At 56.2% G+C, this 22,191-nt stretch carries 26 protein-coding genes; 9 read left to right on the top strand and 17 right to left on the bottom strand.

Features of this window, described 5'->3' with window-relative positions; genetic code table 11:
* Nucleotides 1-52 precede the first annotated feature (52 nt).
* Nucleotides 53-751, top strand: coding sequence for a glutathione S-transferase family protein (locus ACR3EJ_RS06090; RefSeq protein ID WP_480422861.1), 699 nt, complete (start codon nucleotides 53-55; stop codon nucleotides 749-751).
* The gene (locus ACR3EJ_RS06085) at nucleotides 748-1,134 is read left to right on the top strand and encodes a DUF1801 domain-containing protein (protein WP_170545343.1); all 387 of its coding nucleotides are present in this window, start codon (nucleotides 748-750) and stop codon (nucleotides 1,132-1,134) included. The genes ACR3EJ_RS06090 and ACR3EJ_RS06085 overlap by 4 nt, the downstream gene beginning before the upstream one ends.
* On the opposite strand, the gene rnr is transcribed toward ACR3EJ_RS06085, so the two are convergent.
* Genes rnr through dapE form a run of 3 tightly spaced genes read right to left on the bottom strand, consistent with a single transcriptional unit; the run spans nucleotide 1,125 to nucleotide 5,159 of the window.
* Nucleotides 1,125-3,383 (bottom strand): ribonuclease R, encoded by a 2,259-nt coding sequence (gene rnr, locus ACR3EJ_RS06080; RefSeq protein ID WP_170545346.1) that lies wholly within the window; start codon nucleotides 3,381-3,383, stop codon nucleotides 1,125-1,127. The genes ACR3EJ_RS06085 and rnr overlap by 10 nt on opposite strands.
* A 57-nt stretch (nucleotides 3,384-3,440) precedes the next feature.
* Nucleotides 3,441-4,016: a TIGR04282 family arsenosugar biosynthesis glycosyltransferase gene (locus ACR3EJ_RS06075; protein ID WP_170545349.1), complete on the bottom strand. Its 576-nt coding sequence runs from the start codon at nucleotides 4,014-4,016 to the stop codon at nucleotides 3,441-3,443.
* Nucleotides 4,017-4,019: 3 nt separating this feature from the next.
* A complete protein-coding gene (dapE, locus tag ACR3EJ_RS06070; RefSeq protein ID WP_170545352.1) occupies nucleotides 4,020-5,159 on the bottom strand; it encodes a succinyl-diaminopimelate desuccinylase in 1,140 nt (379 codons plus the stop codon).
* A gap of 207 nt (nucleotides 5,160-5,366) precedes the next feature.
* On the opposite strand from dapE, the gene ACR3EJ_RS06065 reads away from it, so the two are divergent.
* A complete protein-coding gene (locus ACR3EJ_RS06065; protein ID WP_010440707.1) occupies nucleotides 5,367-6,425 on the top strand; it encodes a transporter substrate-binding domain-containing protein in 1,059 nt (352 codons plus the stop codon).
* On the opposite strand, the gene ACR3EJ_RS06060 is transcribed toward ACR3EJ_RS06065, so the two are convergent.
* The 3 genes from ACR3EJ_RS06060 to ACR3EJ_RS06050 are packed head-to-tail and all read right to left on the bottom strand — an operon-like array spanning nucleotide 6,422 to nucleotide 7,681.
* Nucleotides 6,422-6,766 carry a hypothetical protein gene (locus tag ACR3EJ_RS06060; protein ID WP_010440705.1) on the bottom strand — a complete coding sequence of 115 codons (345 nt, stop codon included), beginning with the start codon at nucleotides 6,764-6,766 and terminating at the stop codon, nucleotides 6,422-6,424. The two genes, ACR3EJ_RS06065 and ACR3EJ_RS06060, sit on opposite strands and share 4 nt — an antisense overlap.
* A 37-nt stretch (nucleotides 6,767-6,803) precedes the next feature.
* On the bottom strand, nucleotides 6,804-7,397 hold the full coding sequence (locus ACR3EJ_RS06055) for a TetR family transcriptional regulator (RefSeq protein ID WP_170545355.1): 594 nt from the start codon (nucleotides 7,395-7,397) through the stop codon (nucleotides 6,804-6,806).
* An 11-nt stretch (nucleotides 7,398-7,408) separates the two neighbouring features.
* Nucleotides 7,409-7,681, bottom strand: coding sequence for a hypothetical protein (locus ACR3EJ_RS06050; RefSeq protein WP_260023317.1), 273 nt, complete (start codon nucleotides 7,679-7,681; stop codon nucleotides 7,409-7,411).
* Between the two features lie 104 nt (nucleotides 7,682-7,785).
* Here ACR3EJ_RS06050 and ACR3EJ_RS06045 point away from each other — a divergent pair, with 104 nt between their 5' ends.
* The gene (locus ACR3EJ_RS06045) at nucleotides 7,786-8,973 is read left to right on the top strand and encodes an aromatic ring-hydroxylating oxygenase subunit alpha (protein ID WP_170545358.1); all 1,188 of its coding nucleotides are present in this window, start codon (nucleotides 7,786-7,788) and stop codon (nucleotides 8,971-8,973) included.
* A gap of 55 nt (nucleotides 8,974-9,028) precedes the next feature.
* On the opposite strand, the gene dapD is transcribed toward ACR3EJ_RS06045, so the two are convergent.
* From dapD to ACR3EJ_RS06020, 5 genes are all read right to left on the bottom strand, one after another.
* A complete protein-coding gene (gene dapD, locus ACR3EJ_RS06040) occupies nucleotides 9,029-9,856 on the bottom strand; it encodes a 2,3,4,5-tetrahydropyridine-2,6-dicarboxylate N-succinyltransferase (RefSeq protein ID WP_010440698.1) in 828 nt (275 codons plus the stop codon).
* Nucleotides 9,857-9,947: 91 nt separating this feature from the next.
* Nucleotides 9,948-10,913: a biotin synthase BioB gene (gene bioB, locus ACR3EJ_RS06035; RefSeq protein WP_170545361.1), complete on the bottom strand. Its 966-nt coding sequence runs from the start codon at nucleotides 10,911-10,913 to the stop codon at nucleotides 9,948-9,950.
* Nucleotides 10,906-11,493 (bottom strand): biotin transporter BioY, encoded by a 588-nt coding sequence (locus ACR3EJ_RS06030; RefSeq protein WP_170545364.1) that lies wholly within the window; start codon nucleotides 11,491-11,493, stop codon nucleotides 10,906-10,908. Before ACR3EJ_RS06030 ends, bioB begins: the two co-directional genes overlap by 8 nt.
* Nucleotides 11,494-11,611: 118 nt before the next feature.
* Nucleotides 11,612-12,211 carry a GntR family transcriptional regulator gene (locus tag ACR3EJ_RS06025; protein ID WP_170545369.1) on the bottom strand — a complete coding sequence of 200 codons (600 nt, stop codon included), beginning with the start codon at nucleotides 12,209-12,211 and terminating at the stop codon, nucleotides 11,612-11,614.
* Nucleotides 12,212-12,255: 44 nt separating this feature from the next.
* Entirely contained in the window at nucleotides 12,256-13,167 is a 912-nt protein-coding gene (locus ACR3EJ_RS06020; RefSeq protein WP_170545372.1) for a threonine/serine dehydratase, read from the bottom strand.
* 78 nt (nucleotides 13,168-13,245) lie between these two features.
* Between ACR3EJ_RS06020 and ACR3EJ_RS06015 the strand changes: the two genes are divergently transcribed.
* Nucleotides 13,246-14,088: an LOG family protein gene (locus ACR3EJ_RS06015; RefSeq protein ID WP_170545375.1), complete on the top strand. Its 843-nt coding sequence runs from the start codon at nucleotides 13,246-13,248 to the stop codon at nucleotides 14,086-14,088.
* Between the two features lie 3 nt (nucleotides 14,089-14,091).
* Entirely contained in the window at nucleotides 14,092-15,192 is a 1,101-nt protein-coding gene (locus ACR3EJ_RS06010) for a cystathionine gamma-lyase (RefSeq protein WP_170545378.1), read from the top strand.
* On the opposite strand, the gene ACR3EJ_RS06005 is transcribed toward ACR3EJ_RS06010, so the two are convergent.
* Nucleotides 15,187-15,576, bottom strand: a complete 390-nt coding sequence (locus ACR3EJ_RS06005; RefSeq protein WP_010440684.1) for a hypothetical protein — start codon at nucleotides 15,574-15,576, stop codon at nucleotides 15,187-15,189. The genes ACR3EJ_RS06010 and ACR3EJ_RS06005 overlap by 6 nt on opposite strands.
* A gap of 161 nt (nucleotides 15,577-15,737) precedes the next feature.
* Here ACR3EJ_RS06005 and ACR3EJ_RS06000 point away from each other — a divergent pair, with 161 nt between their 5' ends.
* The 3 genes from ACR3EJ_RS06000 (at nucleotide 15,738) to ACR3EJ_RS05990 (ending at nucleotide 18,712) form a co-directional block, all read left to right on the top strand.
* Nucleotides 15,738-16,655: a DnaJ C-terminal domain-containing protein gene (locus ACR3EJ_RS06000; RefSeq protein ID WP_170545380.1), complete on the top strand. Its 918-nt coding sequence runs from the start codon at nucleotides 15,738-15,740 to the stop codon at nucleotides 16,653-16,655.
* Complete coding sequence (locus tag ACR3EJ_RS05995; RefSeq protein WP_010440680.1) at nucleotides 16,652-16,996, top strand: hypothetical protein; 345 nt, start codon at nucleotides 16,652-16,654, stop codon at nucleotides 16,994-16,996. The genes ACR3EJ_RS06000 and ACR3EJ_RS05995 overlap by 4 nt, the downstream gene beginning before the upstream one ends.
* Before the next feature lie 63 nt (nucleotides 16,997-17,059).
* Complete coding sequence (locus tag ACR3EJ_RS05990) at nucleotides 17,060-18,712, top strand: U32 family peptidase (RefSeq protein ID WP_170545383.1); 1,653 nt, start codon at nucleotides 17,060-17,062, stop codon at nucleotides 18,710-18,712.
* Between the two features lie 3 nt (nucleotides 18,713-18,715).
* On the opposite strand, the gene ACR3EJ_RS05985 is transcribed toward ACR3EJ_RS05990, so the two are convergent.
* From ACR3EJ_RS05985 to ACR3EJ_RS05965, 5 genes are all read right to left on the bottom strand, one after another.
* Nucleotides 18,716-19,339, bottom strand: a complete 624-nt coding sequence (locus ACR3EJ_RS05985; protein ID WP_170545386.1) for a cytochrome P460 family protein — start codon at nucleotides 19,337-19,339, stop codon at nucleotides 18,716-18,718.
* Nucleotides 19,340-19,565: 226 nt separating this feature from the next.
* A complete protein-coding gene (gene rlmN / locus ACR3EJ_RS05980) occupies nucleotides 19,566-20,753 on the bottom strand; it encodes a dual-specificity RNA methyltransferase RlmN (protein WP_170545388.1) in 1,188 nt (395 codons plus the stop codon).
* Nucleotides 20,754-20,830: 77 nt separating this feature from the next.
* Nucleotides 20,831-21,208 carry a lysozyme inhibitor LprI family protein gene (locus ACR3EJ_RS05975; protein WP_170545391.1) on the bottom strand — a complete coding sequence of 126 codons (378 nt, stop codon included), beginning with the start codon at nucleotides 21,206-21,208 and terminating at the stop codon, nucleotides 20,831-20,833.
* Nucleotides 21,209-21,308: 100 nt separating this feature from the next.
* Nucleotides 21,309-21,479, bottom strand: coding sequence for a hypothetical protein (locus ACR3EJ_RS05970; protein WP_170545394.1), 171 nt, complete (start codon nucleotides 21,477-21,479; stop codon nucleotides 21,309-21,311).
* A 176-nt stretch (nucleotides 21,480-21,655) separates the two neighbouring features.
* On the bottom strand, nucleotides 21,656-22,189 hold the full coding sequence (locus ACR3EJ_RS05965; RefSeq protein WP_010440673.1) for an invasion associated locus B family protein: 534 nt from the start codon (nucleotides 22,187-22,189) through the stop codon (nucleotides 21,656-21,658).
* Between the last annotated feature and the right edge of the window lie 2 nt (nucleotides 22,190-22,191).

Below are 22,191 nucleotides of genomic sequence, written 5' to 3'. Positions count from 1 at the left end.
AACTGTCATTAGTCAGGCGTATCCCTCGGACATCCCAATTATGGAGCTGATGATGCTGACCCTTCTTACTTTCCCCTCTGCGTTCGGCCTGTTCAGTGCCAGCCCGTTCTGTGTGAAAACCGCCCTGATGCTTCAACGGGCAGGACAGCGCTGGCAGCGGTCCGACCTTTTGGACCCCCGCAAGATGCCGCATCAGAAACTGCCGGTTCTGCGCACACCCGAGCGCCTGATCCCCGACAGCGACTTGATCCGCGAGTGGCTCGAGTCTCAGGGTGCAGATTTCGATGCCGGTTTGAATGGCCTGCAAAAAGCCCAATCCCGTACCCTAATCCGCATGGCCGAGGAACATCTTTACTTCCATGTCGTCCGGGATCGCTGGGCCAATGATGAGGTCTGGCCAATCCTGCGCGATACGTTCTTCACAGTCATTCCAGCACTGATCCGCAAGCCGGTTTCGAACTCAATCCGTAAATCCGTTGTCAAAGGGTTGGCCTTTCAAGGAGTTTCCCGTTTCTCACCCGCCGAGCGACAGGACCGACTAGAGCGAGACCTTGAAGCTATCTCAACCTACCTTTGGCAATCGCCCTACCTGATGGGTGAGGAACCGACCTCGGCGGACATGAGCGTCGGTCCAATGCTGGCCGCGATGCGCGCGACACCGTCCGACACCCCCCTGACCCGCCGGATCAAACAGGATAAGTTGCTCAACAGTTATATCGATCGAATGGAACAGGCGATCCCATTGTCATGACACCCTTTGAGGATGCAAAAGTCGCCGCAGCCTACGAGGCGCTGCCAGAAGAAACTCGCACAGGAGCACTTATGCTGCGCGAGTTGATTTTCGATACTGCGGCCTCGCTACCGCGGGCTCAGCCGCTGGAAGAAGCGTTGCGGTGGGGGCAGCCAGCCTATTTGGCACCCAAGGGATCAACGATCCGACTGGGCGGACACAAAGCCGCTCGGTTTGCGTTGTTCGTGCACTGCCAGAGCAGACTGATGGGGGATTTCACTTCTGCTTTTCCCGATGAAGATCAGATCGATGGCAATCGCGCCATTCTGTTCAATACGACTGATCAGATTGATCCAACGCGCCATGGCTGGCTCATTGCGCGCGCGCTAACCTATCACCTCTGACGGCGCTTACGTTCAACCTTTCGCTTGATTTTGTCCTTCTTGCGCTTGGTGCTGACCGCCTTGCGCCGCGACCCGCGTTTGGTTGGACCGCGTCCTCGTGGCAGGGCTTGATCATCGATAGAGAGCAGTTCCAATTCCAATCCGCCGGTTACAGGCGTTGCCTCGGTCAGCCGCACGGTGACACGCTGACCAATGGCAATAATCAGGCCGGTATCCGAACCCATCAGCGTCCCGGCTTCACGGTCAAAATGAAAGAACTCACGCCCTAGCGAGCGCACGGGCACCAGACCGTCCGCTCCGGTCTCGTCCATCTTCACGAAGGCCCCGAAACGCGCGATGCCGCTGATACGGCCGGTGAACTCATTGCCGACCCGCTCGCTGAGATAGGCCGCCAGATAGCGATCAGTCGTATCGCGCTCGGCCATCATCGATCGGCGTTCCGTGTCCGAGATATGGGTGGCCGTTTCCTTCAGCCGCGCGATTTCCTCCTCGGTCAGCCCGTCCTTGCCCCAGCCATGGGCCGTGATCAGCGCGCGGTGCACGATCAGGTCAGCATAGCGACGAATGGGTGAGGTGAAATGCGCATAGTTCCGCAGAGCCAGCCCAAAATGTCCAAAGTTTTCAGGGTTGTAATAGGCCTGTGCCATCGACCGTAAAGTGGTTAGGTTGATCAGCTCGGCATCTTCGGTACCCGCGGCAGCATTCAGCAGCGCGTTCAGGTGGCGGGTCTGCAACACCTGCCCTTTGGCCAGATTCAAACCTGCTGCTTGCGCCGTCTCTCTCAGGCTTTCCAGCTTCTCAGGTGCGGGCTCTTCGTGGACGCGGAACAACAGCGGGCGGCGTTTGGAGATCAGGGTCTCGGCGGCGGCGACATTGGCGAGGATCATGAACTCCTCAATCAACTTATGCGCATCCAGCCGGTCACGGAACGCGACGCTGGTCACCTCGCCTGCGTCGCTCAGAACGATCTTACGTTCAGGCAAGTCCAGTTCCAACGGCTGGCGCTCCGCCCGCGCTTTTTTCAATGCGGTATAGGCGGCATAGAGCGGTTTCAGAACGGTTTCCAGCAACGGCCCGGTGCGGTCGTTCGGGTTATCATCGATCGCTTCCTGCACCTCGGTATAGTTCAGCGAGGCGGCAGAGCGCATCAGGCCGCGCACGAACCGGTGGTCGATCTTATTACCCTCGGTATCAATCTGCATCCGAACCGCTATACAAGCGCGCGGGACGCCTTCGTGCAGGGAACACAGATCGCCGGATAGGCGATCCGGCAGCATCGGCACCACACGGTCCGGGAAATAGCTGGAGTTGCCCCGCTTGCGCGCCTCGCGATCCAGCGCCGTACAGGGTGTCACATAGGCGGCCACATCGGCGATGGCGACCCAAATCACATGGCCACCTTTATTCTTCGGGTCATCGTCTGCGTGCGCATAACAGGCGTCGTCATGGTCCCGTGCATCCGCAGGATCGATCGTCAGCAAGGGCATATCCCGCAGGTCTTCGCGCCCTTTTAGGCCAACAGGTTTGGCCTTGTCGGCCTCTTCAATCACCTTGTCCGGAAAATCGTCAGGAATGCCATGTTGGTGGATGGCGATCAATGAGACAGCCTTGGGCGCGGTCGGATCGCCAAGCCGTTCAACAATGCGCGCGCGTGGCAGGCCCATGCGGTTCTTGGGTCCGGCCTGCTCGGCCTCAACCAGCTCACCGTCCTTGGCGCCCAGAACGGCCCCGTCCGCGACCAGCCATTCGGTGGAACCAGCCTTGTCGATAGGTACGATCCGGCCACCCTCGGCCCCTTTGCGGAAAATGCCAACGACCTTGCGCGGGTTGGTGCCGATACGGCGGATCAGACGTGCCTCGTAATTGTGGTCTTCCTCGTGCACAACGGTCAGACGGGCCAGAATGCGGTCACCCTCGCCCAATGCCGGATCGCTGGCGCGGGTGATGAGCAGAATAATGGGCTCGACCCCCTCACCGTGCCATTCCAACGGCCGAGCAAACAGGTCGCCATCCGCGTTCGGAGCCTTCACCTGCAATACGCTGACCGGCGGCAGGCGATCCGGATCGCGATAGCTGCGCTTGCGCTTTTCCAGATGGCCCTCGGCCTCAAGCTCTTTCAGAATGCGCTTCAGGTCGATCCGATCTGCGCCCTTGATGCCAAAGGCCTTGGCGATATCACGTTTCGAGGTCAGGGTAGGGTTCGCCGAGATCCAATCGAGGACCTCTTGCTTGGTCGGAATGCGTGTCATGAGTTTGGCCTAGCACGGGCATGCGACCGCGTCATGACCAAAAAGCGGCCTGTCGGGTCAGCCGTGCAGATCGGCCACGGTATCCACATCGCGCAGGTGATCCAGCAACGTCACTCGACGTCCATTTACCGAAGCCAGCGTGTCGGCCAAAGCGTTCTCAGTCGACCAGCGCACGTTGTTGAACATCCCTGACGGCAACGCGCTATAACGCTGCGCACCGACCAACCAATAGCCCCCGTCAGGGGCTGGCCCGAACACGATTTCAGCCCGGCCCAATGCGCCGAAGGCCCGCGCAATGTGTCCGCGTGTAATCCCCGGAATATCTGCACCGATCAAACATACTGGCCCATCGGGGGCACCGCGCAGCATCCGCCCCATACGATCACCGAGATCTCCGCGCCCTTGCGGCTTACGCGGCAGATCGACGGGCCAGACACGGCTTTTCATCCCCTCCCGATCCGGAGTAACCGCCAGAACAATCTGCCAGCGCGGATCGCGCAGGCGTCGGACAAGTGACCGCGTTTGATGTCGAAACCACCAAGCCGCACCGACCATGCCAATATCGCGTCCCAGACGGGTTTTCACCCGCCCCGGACGTGGCTCTTTCACCATGATGACCAAAGTCTTTTGCATCAATCAGGCAAAATAATCCGATAGAATACGCGCGTATATTGCCTTGAGCTGATGAATTTGTGCCACCTCAACGCACTCATCAACCTGATGCATCGTGCGCCCGACCAGCCCGAATTCGACCACTGGGCAATGGTTCTTGATGAACCGGGCATCCGAAGTGCCGCCAGTGGTTGAAAGCTCGGGGCAGATATTTGTTTCTGCCTCAACGGCGCACGCTACCAAATCCGAGAGCCGACCCGGAGGAGTCAGAAAGCTCTCACCTGAGATTTTGATCCTGGTTTCGATTTCAACTCCAAACGCCTTGGCAACTGATTCAGCCTCGGATTTCAACCAGTCGCTCAGGCCGGCGCCCGAGTGCAGGTCATTGAACCGGATGTTCACTGTTCCAGAGCATTGCGCCGGGATGACGTTCGTCGCTGGATTGCCCGTATCGATCGTCACCACGGCCAATGTTGAGGCATCAAAGTGGTCGGTCCCCTGATCCAGCTCGCGACTGGCCAGCCGATCCATCAACCGCGCCATTGCTGGCAATGGGTTTTTCGCCCGGTGCGGATAAGCAGAATGCCCCTGCACCCCGGTCGCGGTAAACCAAGCTGACATCGAGCCGCGCCGACCGATCTTCATCATTTCACCCATCTTATTCGGACAGGTTGGTTCCCCTACTAGACAGACCGACATCCGCTCATCCGTCGCATCCATGTGATCCAGCAGGGCGACAGTGCCATCGACCGCATCACCCTCTTCATCACCTGTTATTGTCAGAATCACCGCACCATCCGGAGGCGTATTGCGCACAAAATCAATGGCTGCTGCGGCAAAGGCCGCCACACCCGATTTCATGTCCGTTGCACCACGGCCATACATTACTCCATCACGAATTTCTGCTCCGAATGGGGGCGCAGTCCAAGCGGCCTCATCACCCACCGGAACAACATCTGTGTGGCCGTTGAAGCCAAAGCTGCGAGCATGCCCTTTCTTCCCCCAACGCGCAAATAGGTTGCTGACACCTCCGCGATCCACACGGGTGCATTCAAAACCTGCATCTGCGAGTTCACGTTGCAGTAAAACCAGCGCGCCGCCCTCTTCGGGTGTGACCGAAGGGCAACGGATCAGATTTGCGGTCAGCTCAACTGGATCGGTCATAACGGGCCTCTTGTTCTGATGGATGCCGGTGTTCGTGCACAGATTCAACGAATTGCCCAGCTTGCCAACCCCGAATAGTCAGATTTCCAATCCAAAATCCAAAGACTTCGATTTTAGCACCCCAATAAAACATGAGCCTTGACCCTGCGGCTGCCTTGCCGCGCTGCCCCGAACTGGGTTAGAGGGCCGCGAAACAGGTGATTCCAAATGAAGCGCGTCTTCTTCGCATTGATCTGCCTGACTTTCGCGACTCTCGCGCAGCAAAGCCAGGCTCAGACCCTCACGGTTACAACTGTGACCCGCCCTCCGTTCTCGTTTGTCGAGGACGGGGTCCAGACCGGTTTCTCGATGGACCTGCTGGCGGCGTTATCTGAGTCGCTGGGCTGGGAGTATTCGATCAACCGGGTCGAGAGCTTTGGCGAAATGCTGGGGGCCGTTCAGGACGGGTCAGCCGATCTGGCGATTGCGAATATTTCGATCACCGCCATGCGTGAAACCCGCATGGATTTTACGCAGCCCATCTTTGAAGCCGGACTACAGATCATGGTTCCGTCCGAGGCAGCGCGACAACCGTCTTTACTGCACGCCCTGCTGTCGCGCGAGCTGTTCATCGCCATTGGTCTGGCCTTTGCCATTCTTCTGGGCGGCGGCATGCTGATGTGGAGTTTCGAGAAACGCGCGCAGCCCTATTTTGACCGGAAACTGAATGAGGCTTGGTTCCCTTCCTTCTGGTGGGCGCTCAACCTCGTGGTTAATGGCGGATTTGAAGAGCGGATGCCTCGCACGCCGTTTGGGCGCATTCTGGGGGTTGTGCTGGTTGTTTCCTCGCTGTTCATCGTATCGGTGTTTACGGCCCGGATCACATCGGTGATGACTGTAGATGCGATCACCGGCAGCGTGAATTCGGTTAATGACCTCTATGGCAAGCAAGTCGGAACCATCTCTGATTCAACAGCAGCCAACTTTCTGAACCGCCGCGAGATCGAGTTCACGGGCTATGCCGACCTTCAGGACATGCTGGCTGCGTTCAAAGACAAGGATCTGGATGCAGTCGTATTCGATGCGCCCATTCTGTCCTATTACGCCAGTCATGAGGGTCGAAGAACGGCAAGTATGACCGGCGGGATTTTCCTACGCGAAAATTATGGCATCGCCTTCCCAACCGGTTCGCCTTTGGTTGAAGACGTCAACCAGGCGCTTCTCTCTCTTCGCGAAGACGGTACCTATGATGAAATCTACCGCAAATGGTTCGGAGCGCGAAACTAAGCCGGGCTCTCGTCTCCAAAGAATGGCGTCATCTGCGCAACTATGACGGCGTTTTCGTCCAGCGCCCGCTGCATCAATGCCCGCTCATCCGGATCGATATCGTGCCCCTGCGCTTCACGCTCGGCAAGCGTGCCGTAGCCGGTGACATCCAGAGGAGCGGTATCGGCCTGTTTTAAAATCGCCACCGTTTCACGCACGGCTTCTGCCTCATCCACACCGCTGGCAAAGCACATCAGCGCGGCTCCGGTTGCGTCTTTTGGCAAACCATCTCCATCCTTCCGGCCAATCTGAACCAGAAGAGTATAGACTTGCTGACGCGAGGGTTTCTTTTGCTTCTGCATAAGGCCCGCAATACGCTGAGCCAGAGTGTGGGTCAACTCAGGTCCGACCGCTCTGGCAGGCCGCTTCCAGCAAAACCAATGCGGCTGCGCGCTGCCTGTCGCGCCACCCTTCCTTTGGAACCAAGGGCATTACCGCATCTGTATTGAAGTAAATCGCTGTGATCCCTGCAGCCGCGACATCCACAAGATTCGGATCAGCGCTTGTATTCTCAGCGCGGATCTCAGCAGCGATACGATCTTCAAACTCGTATACGAAGCGCAACAAGGGTTTGCGAATTTCTTTGTGTCGCTCCGAGGCCGCAACCAAAGCCGCAAAAACGGCGGCGCTTTCAGAAGAATAATCAACGCGTCCAAACAACGCTTCGATCAAAGCATCAATGCGCTCTGTTGCTGGCAACATATCGAAGAAGGTTTTTGTCCGCGTAGCAAAATCACTCAGAACATGGTCCAGCAGGCGCTGGATCATTTCTTCGCGATTGCCAAGGTAGTGACGAAGCAGAGGCCGCGCGATCCCCGCTTCTTCGGAGATACGGGCGAGTGTAGAGCCATCCAATCCATACCGCGCGACACATCTGGTAAATGCGCTCAGTATTTCCTGCGTACGAACGTTTTTCAAACTGGTTCTGGGCATGAGCTATTCATTCAGGCGGTCTGAGTGGGGAAAATGTCCGTCAGGATGTAAAGTACTCCGAAGCCGAACCACATCGCCGTTAGCACCCAGAATAAAACCGGGTTCTCTCTGCGCTCAATAGCTTCAACAAGAAAGGCCTGCCCTGATCGAATTGCCAGAACGCCCCAGTACACAAAAACCACGCCCCAGATCGCATATACCCCCGCCAGTGTTGATGCCAACAGCACCAGCACAGCCGCGATAGTCATCCATTTGTGATGCCTTAGGCTGTTTCCAGGTTTCATCTGCCCGCCTTATCCTTCGGTCGAAATCTTGAAATTGGATACTGGACAAATCGTATTATTGTCAATAATGGCAATTATCATTTTTGACAATCTAAGGAAGTGACATGCAAGCCCCGGCATCGCTACCCGACAAACCGAAAAACCGACTACCACGAGAAGCCTATGTTTCAGAGAATTGGTTTCAGGTTGAACAAGCACAAATCTTCAGCCGCTGCTGGACCTTTGCCGGTGTGACAATGGATTTTCCTGAACCCGGAGATTTTCGCACGATCAAAGCCGGAGCAAATTCCGTAATTGTCATCAAAGGCGCCGATGGTGAGTTACGCGGGTTTCACAATCTTTGCCGCCATCGTGGCACAGAACTTCTGGAAGGATGCGGAAATGCAGGCAAAACCATTGTCTGCCCCTATCACAACTGGGTCTATAATCTGGACGGTGCTTTGCGCGGAGTTCCTGCCCAGCGTGAGTGCTTTCCTGATCTCGACAAGAAATCCAATGCGCTTTTTGGGGCGGCTGTGGGCGTATTTCGCAATCTTGTTTTCGTTAATCCTGACCCGGATGCGGATTTTAACAACTGGCTGAGCGGGCTGGATCAGGTTCCCTGGCCGCATGATCTGAACTCGACCGAGCTGCAGGAAAATCCCGACAACGTGGTTTATGAAATCGAGTGCAATTGGAAGGTCTTCTTCGAGAACGCAATTGATGGCTATCATCTCGCCTATCTGCACAAAGACACGCTGGGAGGGCCGACCCATGACAAAAACCTGTGGGAGGTGTTTGGTCAAAATATGATTTGGTGGTCGACCGAGCGCGAAGGTGTGAAACACAGGATTCCGCAATTCGTTGAAAACTCTGCCAAAGGTTCAGGTTTGAAAACCGTCAAAAATGCTGAAACTCCGGGGTATGGCGGGGTCTACATGCTGTTCCCAACCACGATCCTAACGCCCAATCCCTGGGGATTCTCGATTTCAACGATGGAACCCATAAGCGCAAACAGGATGCGATTAAGGGTGCGGAACTGGTCTCCGAAGGGCTGGTTTACTTACACGCACCGCGCGTCTGACATTCCCGGGTACGATGCCGAAACAGGGCTGATCAAATCCTCGCACTGGACCAAACACCCGTTGGAAACGGGCGATTTCCAAACCGAAGATGTCTGGGTTTGCGAAAAGATGCAAAAATCCATGCAATCTCCGCGCTTCGAAGTGGGCGCTCTCGCCATAGGCGCTGGCGGCGAGGCCGCAATAGATTTCTTTCAACAGACAGTGCTAGGGTTGATGCCCAAGCAATAATAGATTTGGCCGCAGCATCTATTCTGCGGCCAAATCTTAAATAAACAGCTCAGGATCAGTCGCGCAGCAGATCGTTGATCCCGGTTTTCGAGCGCGTCTTTTCATCAACGCGTTTCACGATGACCGCGCAATACAGGCTGACGTTGTTCTTGGACGGCATCGAGCCTGCAACAACCACTGAATAGGGCGGAACCTCGCCATACATAACCTCACCGGTTTCGCGATCGACAATCTTGGTCGACTTGCCAATGAATACGCCCATGCCCAGAACCGAGCCTTCGCGGACAATACAGCCTTCAACAACCTCGGAACGGGCACCGATAAAGCAGTTATCTTCGATGATGGTGGGACCAGCCTGCATTGGCTCCAGCACTCCGCCGATGCCAACACCGCCCGACAGGTGCACATTCTTACCGATCTGTGCGCAAGAACCGACCGTTGCCCAGGTATCGACCATGGTGCCTTCGTCCACATAAGCACCCAGGTTCACAAATGACGGCATCAACACCGCACCGGGTGCAATATAGGCTGACTTGCGCACGACGCAGTTGGGCACCGCCCGGAAACCTGCAGCGCGCCACTGGTTCTCATCCCAACCGGCGAACTTGCTGTCGACCTTGTCCCACCAGCCACCGGCTTGCGGGCCGCCATTTTGGATCTCCATATCCTTGATACGGAACCCCAGAAGAACGGCCTTCTTAGCCCACTGGTTTACGTGCCAGTTGCCATCTGCCTGCTTTTCGGCAACGCGCAATGAACCGCTGTCCAACGCATTCAGAGTGTCCTCGATGGCCTCACGCTGCTCGCCCGTCGTGGCCGGTGTGATCGTATCACGCATGTCCCAGGCGGCTTCGATGGCGGCTTCAAGTTGCGCGTTTGACATAGGCGTCTCCCTAGAGAATCTGTTCACGTTGATGTGGCCTATACGCAAGGTGAAACCATGGCGCAATGCGACGCAAGCAACCCTACATGCGTCAATCTTCTGCTATTGCGCCAAGAACTGTAAACATGTCCCTGTCATTTTGCGTTCCAGCATTGGGTGCGGTCAGCAAAACATCTCCGTAGAAAACCGAGTTTGCGCCGGCGAGAAAACACAATGCCTGCTCTGCGGTCGAAAAGTCAGACCGGCCCGCCGACAAGCGTACGCGGGTTGCTGGCATGGTGATACGTGCGGTCGCAACCATGCGCACCAGGTCGAAGATGCCCACCTTCTCTCGTTGCTCCAGCGGAGTGCCCTTAATCGGGATCAGAGCATTGATTGGAACGCTTTCGGGATGTGGGTCAAAACTCGCTAGAACCCGCAATAGAGAAGCACGATCCCGCAGACTTTCACCCATGCCGATGATACCTCCACAACACAGATCGATACCTTCGTCACGGCAATAGCTGAGTGTTTCCAACCGATCCTGATAGGTGCGCGTCCCGATGATCTCACCATAGAACTCCGGCGAGGTGTCAAGGTTGTGATTGTAGGCAGTTAGTCCCGCGTCGGCGAGTCGTTGGGCCTGATGCGGCTTCAACATACCCAGTGTCACGCAGGCTTCCATCCCCAGATTGCGAACACCCCGAACCATTTCCAGAACATTGTCGAATTCTTCCCCATCCCGCACTTGGCGCCACGCGGCCCCCATGCAGAACCGCTCGGCCCCGGCATCCCTGGCCCGTTTCGCCAGCGAGACCACATGCCCGGGGTCCATCAATTTCTCTTTGGTCAGTTCGACCTCGCGGTGATGCGCGGATTGAGGGCAATAGGCACAATCTTCCGGGCAGCTGCCGGTTTTGATCGATAGCAGGCTGGCCTTCTGAATGTCTTCCGGGTCGTGATACGTCCGATGGATGGTATTTGCACGGCCAACCAGATCCAGCAGCGGGAGGCGCAGTAGCGCCTCCACCTCATCCACGGTCCAGTTGCTGCGGATGTCCTGTCCGGTATCAAGCATCCGCTTGCGACCCGCGGATTTTCTGCATCAAACCCGTTGGCAGGCCAATCACCATAACGGCCGCCAACGCGATCTTTACAAGATCACCTACGATAAACGGGCTGAAACCGTAAACCAGCACTTTGTCCGCAGGTACAAACTGGGCCAGCCACCCCAGACCCAGAGCGTAGATCGCTACAAGTCCAGCTAACATGGCCGGGACCAAAAACAGCTTGCGCAGATTATCCGCCACCCATCCGACGATGGCCGCGGCAACAACGAAGCCGAGCAGATAGCCACCAGTGCCGCCCATCATATAGGCCAGTCCGATGCCTTTTTCGGGTGTCCCGGCAAAAACCGGCAGACCGACGGCTCCAGCCACCATGTAGCCAATCACAGTTGCGGATCCGAGGCGCATCCCGAAAGCTGCAGAAATCGCCATGACGGCAGCGACCTGCAGGGTCATCGGCACCGGCCAAAATGGCACTTGGACTTTTGCGCTGGCTGTCAGCAGAAGGATGCCCATCACGACACGGATGATCTGTCCCGCCGGGCTGAGCGCACCGGTAGTCGGCAAGGCGGATCGCAGCATGGTTTTCATTGTATTTCCTTTTATAGATAATTATTGACCAGTTGACTCATGATCATCATTTTTATCTATTAAAAATCAAGTAAAATCTTCAGCGGTGAAAAAATAGCACTTAACTGCCTGAAATAATTCAATTTGCGCGGCGAATATGGCGCACCAGAATCGATGTCGCCGCTGACACATCTTTGCTTTTTAACGCCTGAATTATGGCCGCGTGATCCGTATCGGTCCGCTGCATCCATTTTGGTCGCCAGTGCGCGAACAGATGCCGCGCGCTGGCAATATGCAGATCATCAATCGCATGCAACAGGCGAGGTAGGCCGCATGGCGTCAGGATAGCTCGGTGAAAGATTCTGTTCCGCGCTTCCCATTGCGGCATACTGTCAGCCTCATCGCAATCTTTTCGCGCCCGATCAGCTACTTTCAGTGCGGTTGGGGTCATGTTTTGCGCTGAATGCTGCAATGCCAGAGATTCAAGCGCGACACGCATTTCGATCACCTCACGCACTTCGGCGGGGTCCAAGGCAGTGACACGCATGCCCTTTCGCGGCTCGCTTTTGGCCAATCCATGTGCCTCAAGCCGCAGCAGCGCTTCACGCACCGGCACATGGCTGGTATCAAAGTCGCGCGCAATATGGTCCTGACGCAACTTCTCACCGGCGGCAAGGTCGCCGGTTATGATTTTCTGGCTCAGCGCTTGATATATCGTGTCGGCAATGGTCGCATTCATTAATTATAGATAAAATTCACAACGCGTTTCCACAAGCGGTTAATTCAATCAGCCAGGGGGTCCGGCGCAATATTCCCACCGCAGATAAGAACCGCAACCCGCTCATCTGGTTCGGGCTGATATGCACCTGAGATCAGCGCAGCCATGGCTGCGGCCCCAGCTGGTTCCACCAAAATTCGATGAGCTTGCCACAATGTCTGCTGGGCCTGCGCTATCGCCTCATCGGGAACCAAAACCGAAGTCATCCCCTGTGCCAGACCGAAGCAGATATCGCCAATTCGACGTGCGCCTAACGCATTCGCTGCAATGCCTGAGACCGAAACATCAACCGGCTCACCTTCAGCCAAGGCAGCATTCAGCGCGCAGGAGGTTTCCGGCTCGACAGCCACAACCTTGCGCGCACCCTGAAACCAAGCCAGCGCCCCGGCAATCAGGCCACCGCCACCGACGGCGACCAGAACGGTATCTGCCTGCAAACCCTGCGCGTCCCATTCAGCAAAACACGTCCCTTGCCCAGCGACGGTTGCGGGCGCGTCATAGGCGTGGATTTGCATTGCACCAGATTCAGCCTCATGTGCCTGAGCCATGGTTAAAGCGTTGGCATATTCCCCCGGAACCACGCTCAGATCGGCTCCGATCCGTTCGATCAGGGAAATCTTCGACGGTCCTGCAAGCTCGGGTACAAAAATCTTCGCCGGATGACCTAACGCATGCGCCGCATAGGCCGCAGCCGCTCCATGGTTGCCGCCCGATGCCGCCACCACGCCCGCCGAACGAACATCCATGCTGAGCAAAGTGTTGAACGCGCCGCGCGCTTTGAAGCTGCCAGTGTGTTGCATATGCTCCAGCTTCAACTCGACCGGATAGCCCAGCGCATTGCTCTGCATCACAGGTGTGATTTGTGCATGTCCGGCAATGCGATCCCGCGCTGCCAATATTTCACTTTTCCAATCCATTCTTGTCTTTCCGTGACTGGCACTCTTCCCGCGAACCCTATAGCTGTTTTGGAAACACGCAAGCAGGGAACCCCGTTTATGAGAGAAGATCGCCTCAGCCCCTTTCGCGACGCACAGACCGACCGCTCGACCGCAAGCGAAGTGCCGGACACGCCGCAGACGCGGTCATCGGCCTATCGACTTGCCTTCGCTGATGATGATTTCCTGTGCCGGGATGAGCTGCGCCCCGTTCGCCTGCAACTGGAGTTGCTCAAGCCCGAGATGATCATGACTGAGCGTGAAATCACCTCGACCATCGTCATGTTTGGCGGTGCACGTATCCCGGAACCAGCCCAGAAACACACGGCGCGAACCGCGACCTTGGCCGGTCTGTCAAAGTACTACGATGAGGCGCGCGAGTTTGCGCGACTGATGACAGAAAAATCGAACCAGACCGGCTGCCGTGAGAATGTGATCGTCACCGGCGGCGGCCCCGGCGTAATGGAAGCGGGTAATCGCGGTGCACAGGATGCGGGAGGCTGTTCCATCGGCCTGAACATCGTGCTGCCGCACGAACAGGCCCCGAACCTGTATGTAACGCCTGATCTCAGCTTCAACTTCCACTATTTTGCTATCCGCAAAATGCACTTCCTGATGCGCGCCCGCGCCATCACTATTTTCCCGGGCGGGTTCGGCACTATGGACGAGTTGTTCGAATCCTTGACCCTAATCCAGACAGGACGGATGGAGCGCGTTCCCTTCCTGCTGTTCGGGCGTGAGTTCTGGGAGAAAGTCATCAACTGGGAGGCGCTGGCGGACGCGGGCACCATCTCGGACGAAGATCTGGACCTGTTCCGCTTTGTCGACACCGCGCAAGAGGCGGTCGAGATTATCGAGAACTGGGAACCCGCTCCCCCGCGCGACCAGATTCCGGGACGCTGAACTATGACTAGACCCAAGATCGGCGAGATGCTCCACCTGCGCGGAAACGCGTTGGACAAGGGCGAGCCTGTGGCCCTGCCATTGACCCAAAGCAGCATGTTTCATTTGCCAGGTGATCCAGACGGTCACGCCAGTTATGGCCGGGTCGACAACCCGACTTGGGTTCACCTGGAGCACGTCCTGTCGCATCTCGAAAACGCGCCCTGCCTCAGCTTTCCTTCTGGCATGGGGGCGATTTCGGCTGCGTTGTTTGCCACGGTCAAAGCAGGGTCCCGTTTGCTGATCCCATCCGACGGATACTATGTGACCCGGCTTCTGGCCGACCGGTTCCTGTCAAATCTGGGCGTTTCTATCGTCGAACGCCCAACTACTGCCTTTGCCGAAGGTGGCTTTGACGGAATTGATGTCGTGTTCTTGGAAAGCCCATCGAACCCCGGTCTGGACATGCTTGATCTGCCAGCAATCGCCAGGGCCGTGCGCGAGGCTGGTGGCATCACGATTGCCGACAACACAACCATGACGCCATTGGGCCAACGCCCACTGGACCTTGGCGTCAATGTGGTGGTGAGTTCGGATACGAAGGCGATGGGCGGGCATTCGGACCTATTGATGGGCCACGTCGCCAGCCGCAATGTGGACATCATGGCTCGGGTAGAGGAATGGCGCCGTGTCTCTGGCGCGATACCTGGGCCGCACGAGGCGTGGTTGTTGCACCGTGGCCTTGAAACGCTGGATGTGCGGTTTGATCGCATGTGTAACTCGGCGCAAGTTCTAGCCGAACGGTTGGCATCGCACCCGGCCGTGAAACACATTCGCTATCCCGGCCTGCCCGGTGATCCATCACACGCATTGGCGGCTGCCCAAACCGCTCGGTTCGGTTTTCTGCTGACAATCACGCTGGAGTCTGAGGCCAAAGCCGAACAGTTCATCAACGCCTGCCCCCTGTTGCGCCCTGCCACATCCTTCGGCGGTGTCCACAGCTCAGCCGAGCGGCGTGCCCGCTGGGGCGATGCGGTCGACCCTGCCTTTATCCGCTTGTCTGTCGGGTGCGAGCCGGTAGAAGAACTGTGGCGGGCGATCGAGGCCAGCCTGAACGCGTTATGATTTCTTCTTGGGTTCACGCAGCTCGGTGAACACGTAGATTGGCAGCACGATGCTGGCGATCAACGCGCCCAGCCATACCAGCAAAGTCGCTGCCAGTAAGTTGGAAATACCGCCAACTGTTAGCCCCGCTGTTATCAGATCGGTCACCAGCAAGCCCACAAATGTGACAATCAGTGCGATCCCACCTTTCAGCGCCGGGGCCTTCTTCTCGCCCAGCTTCAGGATCAACGGTTCGGCTACGACTTGAACCAGCGTAAAGACAATCACTACAACGATGAACGAGATCGGCTTGATTGCAAAGCCCGCCAGCAGCAGCGAAGCAAGCAACAACCCGATGGCATTCCCGACTAGTAACGCGAGAGCGGATTTTATTCTGCGCGACATAAGGTGATCTCCGGCAATCAACACTTCGAAACATGCAGATATTAGCAGGACAACCAGAATTTGCGAGGTAATTCGACCCCGAAGGATTTTTGACCTGTTGAAATCACATGATAAAATACCTTCATCAAGGCCAGACCATACCTACATCGACGAGAGGCAATATGAGCGACGATCCCTATACCGTTCTTGGTGTCGCCAAAGACGCCAGCGATGCCGAAATCAAGAAAGCCTACCGGAAGATCGCGAAGGAGTGTCACCCGGACCTTAAGCCGGGTGATGCGGAAGCCGAAGCCAAGTTCAAAGCCGCCGCCGCCGCTTATGACCTGTTGAAAGATCCCGAAACACGCAAACGCTATGACAATGGCGAAATTGATGCGTCCGGTCAGGAACGTCCACAGCAGCAATATTATCGGGACTATGCCGAAGCTGCAGGCAACCCCTATCGCGGGTATTCGACTGAGCAAGACGACATGTCCGACATCTTCGCCGAGTTCATGCGCGGGCGGGGTGGTTATGGCCAACGAACACAAGAGTTCCACGCGCCAGGGCACAACCTGAATTACTCACTGCAGATCAGTTTTCTGGATGCCGTATTCGGCGCCAGCCAAAAGCTGACCCTACCGGATGGGAACCGGATTGAAGTGAAGATACCGGCGGGCATCACGACCGGTCAAACCATCCGCCTGCGTGGCAAGGGGGCACCGGGATATGGTGGAGGCCCTCCCGGGGATGCGCTGGTCAACATCTCGGTTGCGGATCATCCGGTGTTTGACCGTCAGGGCGATGACATCCACATTACTTTACCCATCACCATTGACGAGGCGGTATTGGGCGGCAAGGTCCAAGCGCCCACCATCGACGGGGGCGTCAATGTCAGTGTCCCTGCAGGGACCAGCAGCGGCAAAACACTGCGCCTGCGTGGCAAAGGGGTCAAGAAGCGCGGTTCGTCCGATAGGGGGGATCAGTTCATCGAATTGACCGTCGCAATGCCAAACAAGGTAGACGATGAATTGAAGCAATTCATGGAGACATGGCGCGAAACCCACAGCTATGATCCGCGCAAAGGAATGCCGACATGAGCCGTACATTGACCGAAGCCGAACTGATCGAAACCATCGCCCGCCTGACTTCGGATCGCCTGACCGAATATCTGGCAGCTGAGATCGTGATCCCCGAGCAATCGGAGCAAGGGCTGCGATATCAGCGCATTGACGTTGCCCGACTGGAACTGGCATGCGAGCTGCATGACCAGTACGATATGGAGGCCGACGCACTGTCGATGATGATCTCGCTGATCGACCAGATGCATGGGCTGCGCGCCGAATTGCGCGAGGTGCTGAACGCGGTCGAGGCGCAACCGGAACCTGTTCGAAAACAACTGATCGAGGTCATCGGCACAGCGCGGTTCAGTCGCAGGTAACGGGGTTTTGGGCACAGGGGTTTTGGCGTAGAAGACGCCCTTGATCCTTAGCCCGGTATCCCTATGACCCAGTCCAGATCCGAATTGCTGATGCCTGCGGGCAATCTACGCAAGTTAAAACTCGCCATCCTATATGGCGCGGATGCGGTTTATCTGGGCACACCCGATATGTCGCTGCGGACGAAATCCGAGTTCTCGCTGGAAGAAGTGATCGAGGGCGTCGAGTTCTGCCATAGCCATGGCCGGCGCGCGTACCTGACGCTGAACTTGTTCTCGCACAATAAAGACATCCCGAAGCTGGATGAATACGTCGACACGGTCCGCAAGGTGAAGCCCGACGGGCTAATCATCGCTGATCCCGGCGTGTTCCAATACGTCCGCGAACGGGCACCGGAACTGCCGCTGCATATCTCGACGCAAGCCAATATCTGTTCGTGGCTTTCGGTGAAGTTCTGGCAGGATCAAGGGGCTGAGCTTGTGGTACTGGCACGCGAAGTCTCATACCCCGAACTGGTTGAGATTCGCGAGAAATGCCCCGACATCAAGCTTGAGGCATTCGTCCACGGCGCCATGTGCATGACCTATTCGGGCCGCTGCCTGCTATCGAATTTCATGGCCGAACGCGGAGCGAACCAAGGCAACTGCGCCAATTCCTGCCGCTGGAACTATGGCTTGAAACTGCGTCTCAAAGACGGAACACATCAGGAGCTTCGTATAACCGAAGAAAACGCCGACCTGTTCGAATTCCTTTTGGAAGAAGGCTGCCGCCCCGGCGATCTGATGCCCATCGAAGAGGATGATCGAGGGTCTTACATACTCAATTCCCGCGATCTGTGCATCATGCCGAAACTGGATGAATACCTGAAGATCGGCGTCGACAGCCTGAAGGTCGAAGGGCGCGGCAAGTCGGAATACTATGCTGCCATCGTCGCGCGCGCCTATCGTATGGCCATCGACGATTATCACGCCGACCCCGAGAACTGGGACCCGAAACCTTACATGCGTGAACTCGAAACCGTCGGGAACCGAGGCTACACGCTTGCCTTCCACGAAGGCCGACTGACAAACTACGCACATGATTACGAGCACACCGCGTCTATCGCGCAGTGGGAATATGCGGGAATCGTCACTGAAGTGACCGAGGATGCCTTTCTAGTCGAGGTGAAAAACAAGCTGGAACCTGGGGATGTGTTAGACTTCGTCTCTCCGATTTCACGCGATACCGTGTTGTTACGGGTTTATAACTTCGAACGCGCCCAAGATGGCGCGAGACTAGACGTGGTGCATGGAAGCACCAAGACAATCATCCGCGTACCATTCACTCTGTTCGATCACGAGGATATCGAAGATTTACGCGCGCGTTTCCCAGTCTACTCGGTTCTGCGCAAGGAACGCGCCATGACCGACGAACACTGGAGCCGCATTCGGTTCGACAAGCTGGTGCAAGGGCTGGAAACCTCGGGTCGTGACAACGCCAAAGCTTATGCGCGCCGCCGCGATGAACTGATTGAGAAAATCGGAGAAGACGGCAACAAACGCCGCTTCAAAACCAATCGCATAGGAACCGAAGGGTGTTGCGGCAAAGGCTGCAACGGCTGTTTGATCTTCTGGCAGGATGAGAAATACGCGCGTGCACGCGAGGTTCTGTCCAAACGCAAGCAGGGTGAGCAACTTAGCCGCAGTGAGGCCACCGAACTGACCTTACCAGCAAGCTGAAGTTCAGTTCTCGACGCGATACTCTTCAGGCACGTAAAACGTATAATCCCTGTCAGCAACTGCCTCGTGGCAGACATGGCAGTAATCGACCTCGGACGCGCGAAAGCCCATCGTGTCGCCAAACAGCGAACCATCCGGCATCACCATGATGTATCGCCAATCTGCTGTCTCAGGGTTGGTACCCGCCGGTAGTTTTTCCATCACGAACAAGGCACCCGGATGCACCTTACCCTCATCGGTGACGGTCATGCTGTCTTTGGCCAGAACCGAGCCCACAGGCAAAACCTCACCTTCCTGCAAGGTTCCGTAATTATGCGCCATGCGATTGGCGTAGCTGTTGACATAGCGCTGCCCATGGGTGGCCGAGATATACGGCGCATCGTTGAACAGCGGCCAGGCTTGATAGTTCAAAAGCACGTCCAACTGGGCTGCGGCATAGCCTCGTGCCATGCGCCGGGACAGAGATTTGTAATGAGCCTGAGCATCTTCCTTGGACAGATCAGCCGGGTTTTCAATGGCCAGATGAGCATCCTGATCGTTGTTCTGTGCATTTCCCGCAACAGAAATAAGCCCCAACACCGCAACAAACAGCACGATCTTAACGATCGGCAGGTGTCTTGTAATCATTCTATGGCCTCCCTGACTGATCAGTTCGCCGAAATGCCGCATTAAGTTCGAAAAAATGATAGCGGCCTTAAATAGTGTTGCCAGCACCGCCCCAGCAACTTCACTACTTTGTGTTTGCTAGTGACCCCCCAACCGGAGCAGATGCCCCTTAAACATAGCAAATTCTGAATGCCAAAACAGCATTCAATTTATTAAGTTTATCGTAATGGCGGACAATCTGCGGAATCTAACGGTTCAGGCCAGCCTCGGCCTCAATCTGCTTGCGCGATTTTCGGGCGCGTTCGGTGGCCGATTTCAACTGCCCGCAGGCAGCCATGATATCCTCACCGCGGGTTTTACGGATGGGTGAGGCATAACCCGCCTGATAGATGATATTGGCAAAGGCTCGGATGCGATTGTTCGAGCTACGCTTGTAAGGCGCGCCGGGCCATTCGTTGAACGGAATCAGGTTGATTTTGGCCGGAATCTTATGGCGCTTGATGTGCTCGATCAGTCGATGCGCGTCCTCATCGCTGTCGTTCACGCCATGCAGCATCACGTATTCAAACGTAATTCGCTCGGAGTTCGAGGCATTGGGGTAGCTGGCCAGTGCCTGCAGCAGCTCTTCGATGTTCCAGCGCTTGTTGATTGGCACCAGCACGTCGCGGGTTTCATCGGTTGTGGCGTGGAACGAGATCGCCAATAGGCAGCCAATTTCCTTGGCGGTACGTTCAATTTCAGGCACCACACCCGAAGTCGACAGGGTAATACGTCGGCGCGACAGAGAAATTCCTTCGGGGTCCATGGCAATCTTCATCGCGTCACGGACATTTTCAAAATTATAGAGCGGCTCGCCCATACCCATCAGCACGATATTCGACAACAGCCGTGTCTCGTCTTTGGGGGCACCGGGTATCGGCCATTCCTCAAGATCGTCACGCGCCATCATGACCTGCCCGACTATCTCTGCCGCAGTCAGATTGCGCACTAGTTTCTGTGTACCCGTATGACAGAAGGAGCAGGTCAGCGTGCAACCGACCTGAGACGAGATGCACAGCGTACCGCGATCTTCTTCGGGGATGTAAACAACCTCTACTTCGTGCCCACCCGCGATGCGACACAGGTATTTGCGTGTGCCGTCCTCGGACACCTGACGGGTCACGACTTCGGGGATTTCAATTACGAAATTCTCGGCAAGTTGTGCCCGATAAGCTTTGGCGAGGTTGGTCATCTCACCAAAATCGCGCACACCCCATTGATAGATCCACTGCCAGATCTGGCCGGTGCGCATCTTTGCCTGCTTTTCCGGTGTACCATGCTCAATCAGCACATCGCGCAATTGATCACGGGTGAGGCCAACAAGGTTCACCTTCCCCTCGGGCAATTTGCGGGGGATGGTCATGACATCTTGAGTGATCGGCGCTTTGGGCGACATGTGGCTATCTCAATGGATTCTGGCTTGGGATGCGCCTCTATATAGGAACGCGCACAAAGATCAAAAGAAATCGTGCATCAATTTGCATAGCGCAGCAATTCGTCAACACGTGCCCGCCCAAGATCAACGCGGCACGCAGTGATGGCAATGCCGGTGCCTGATCCACCACCAAATGACGTACCCACCGCTTCGCAATGTGCATCGCGATAAGCTGTCCACGCGTTTTGCGATGCCTCCAGCGCGGGCGTGGCGACAGCATGACCGGTTACGTCATCCAGTTCTTTTGCAGCGCCAAGTGCCAAGGAATAGTTGGAGTCTATCGCGGCATTCACGCGCGTTTCCATGTCCGAAACACAAGACCCAATCTCAACCTGCGATCCGGCGTCGATACACTCCATTGTTGGGTCCGCAACAGCGGACATGGGAAACAGCAGAAAAACAATAGCCCGTCGCATCCGTCGATCCTCCTGACAGAGACACCTGTCTATCACAGATCAAAACCCACGCCCAATCAAGTTGGACCGCCAAGGCAGAAACCTCAGCGGTCCATTTTTGTCAGTTTACTGCAGGTGGGATGTAGCAATCTTCTGCATCCAGAGTTTTTACGGGATCTTCCGGTCCACATTGCTCACCCGTAATTGGATAAGTTTCCGCTTCCTTCTCGCATCCTGCAAGGATCACCGCAGACGCCACCAAAAGCGCGGACAGATATTTGTTTGGATTCATTACCAACTCCTCAAATTGATCTAAACTGATTAGTTCAGAAATTTGTGAAGTCGGCTTTGACAAGGATCAAAAACACATTCCGACGTTGAGTAAATTTCCAATAAAACCAAAAGATCTACCCATACGTAGAAAACCCCGCCGGATAGCGGGGCTTCAAGGTCCTATCTGTATGCACATCAGTTCGTGCAGCGCTTTTCAGCGTCTTCGATCGCGGCCGTGAAACCCAGCAATGAGAACGTATCTTTGGTCTGTGTTCCACGTTCCGAACGGGCAGTCAGCACGGCTTCGCTTCCGCGCTTCATAGCCGTGACGATCTTGGCATCGTCCGAGGCGGTTGCAGGCCACGCCCATTCGCCATCCGTGAACAGTTCGAATTCGCTGCCATCGACAAGTAGATTGACAGTCGATCCAGAGGCAAACGGATAGCCGCCGGTAAAGGTCACTTGCCCTTTGACCTCAGCATTTGGGCGGTAGAACACAAACAGCAGGATATCGCTGCGCCGCACAGAAACGACGCGGCCACCGCGTGTGTTCACTGTTTCCTTGGGCGCGGAAACGCTCCAGCATTCGGTGGGGTCTTCTTCGACAAACACGCTCCAATCGGTCTTTGCCGCGACGCGGTTCGTACTGGTCGCCTGCTGAGCAATTGCCGTTGTCGCCATTCCTGCCATACACAGGCCCGCGATCACGCGAACGAGCTTTAGTCCCATCT

This window comes from Ruegeria sp. AB11, assembly GCF_056536325.1.
The sequence above is the reverse complement of the archived record's forward strand: the minus strand, read 5'-3'. Positions and strand labels throughout refer to the sequence as shown.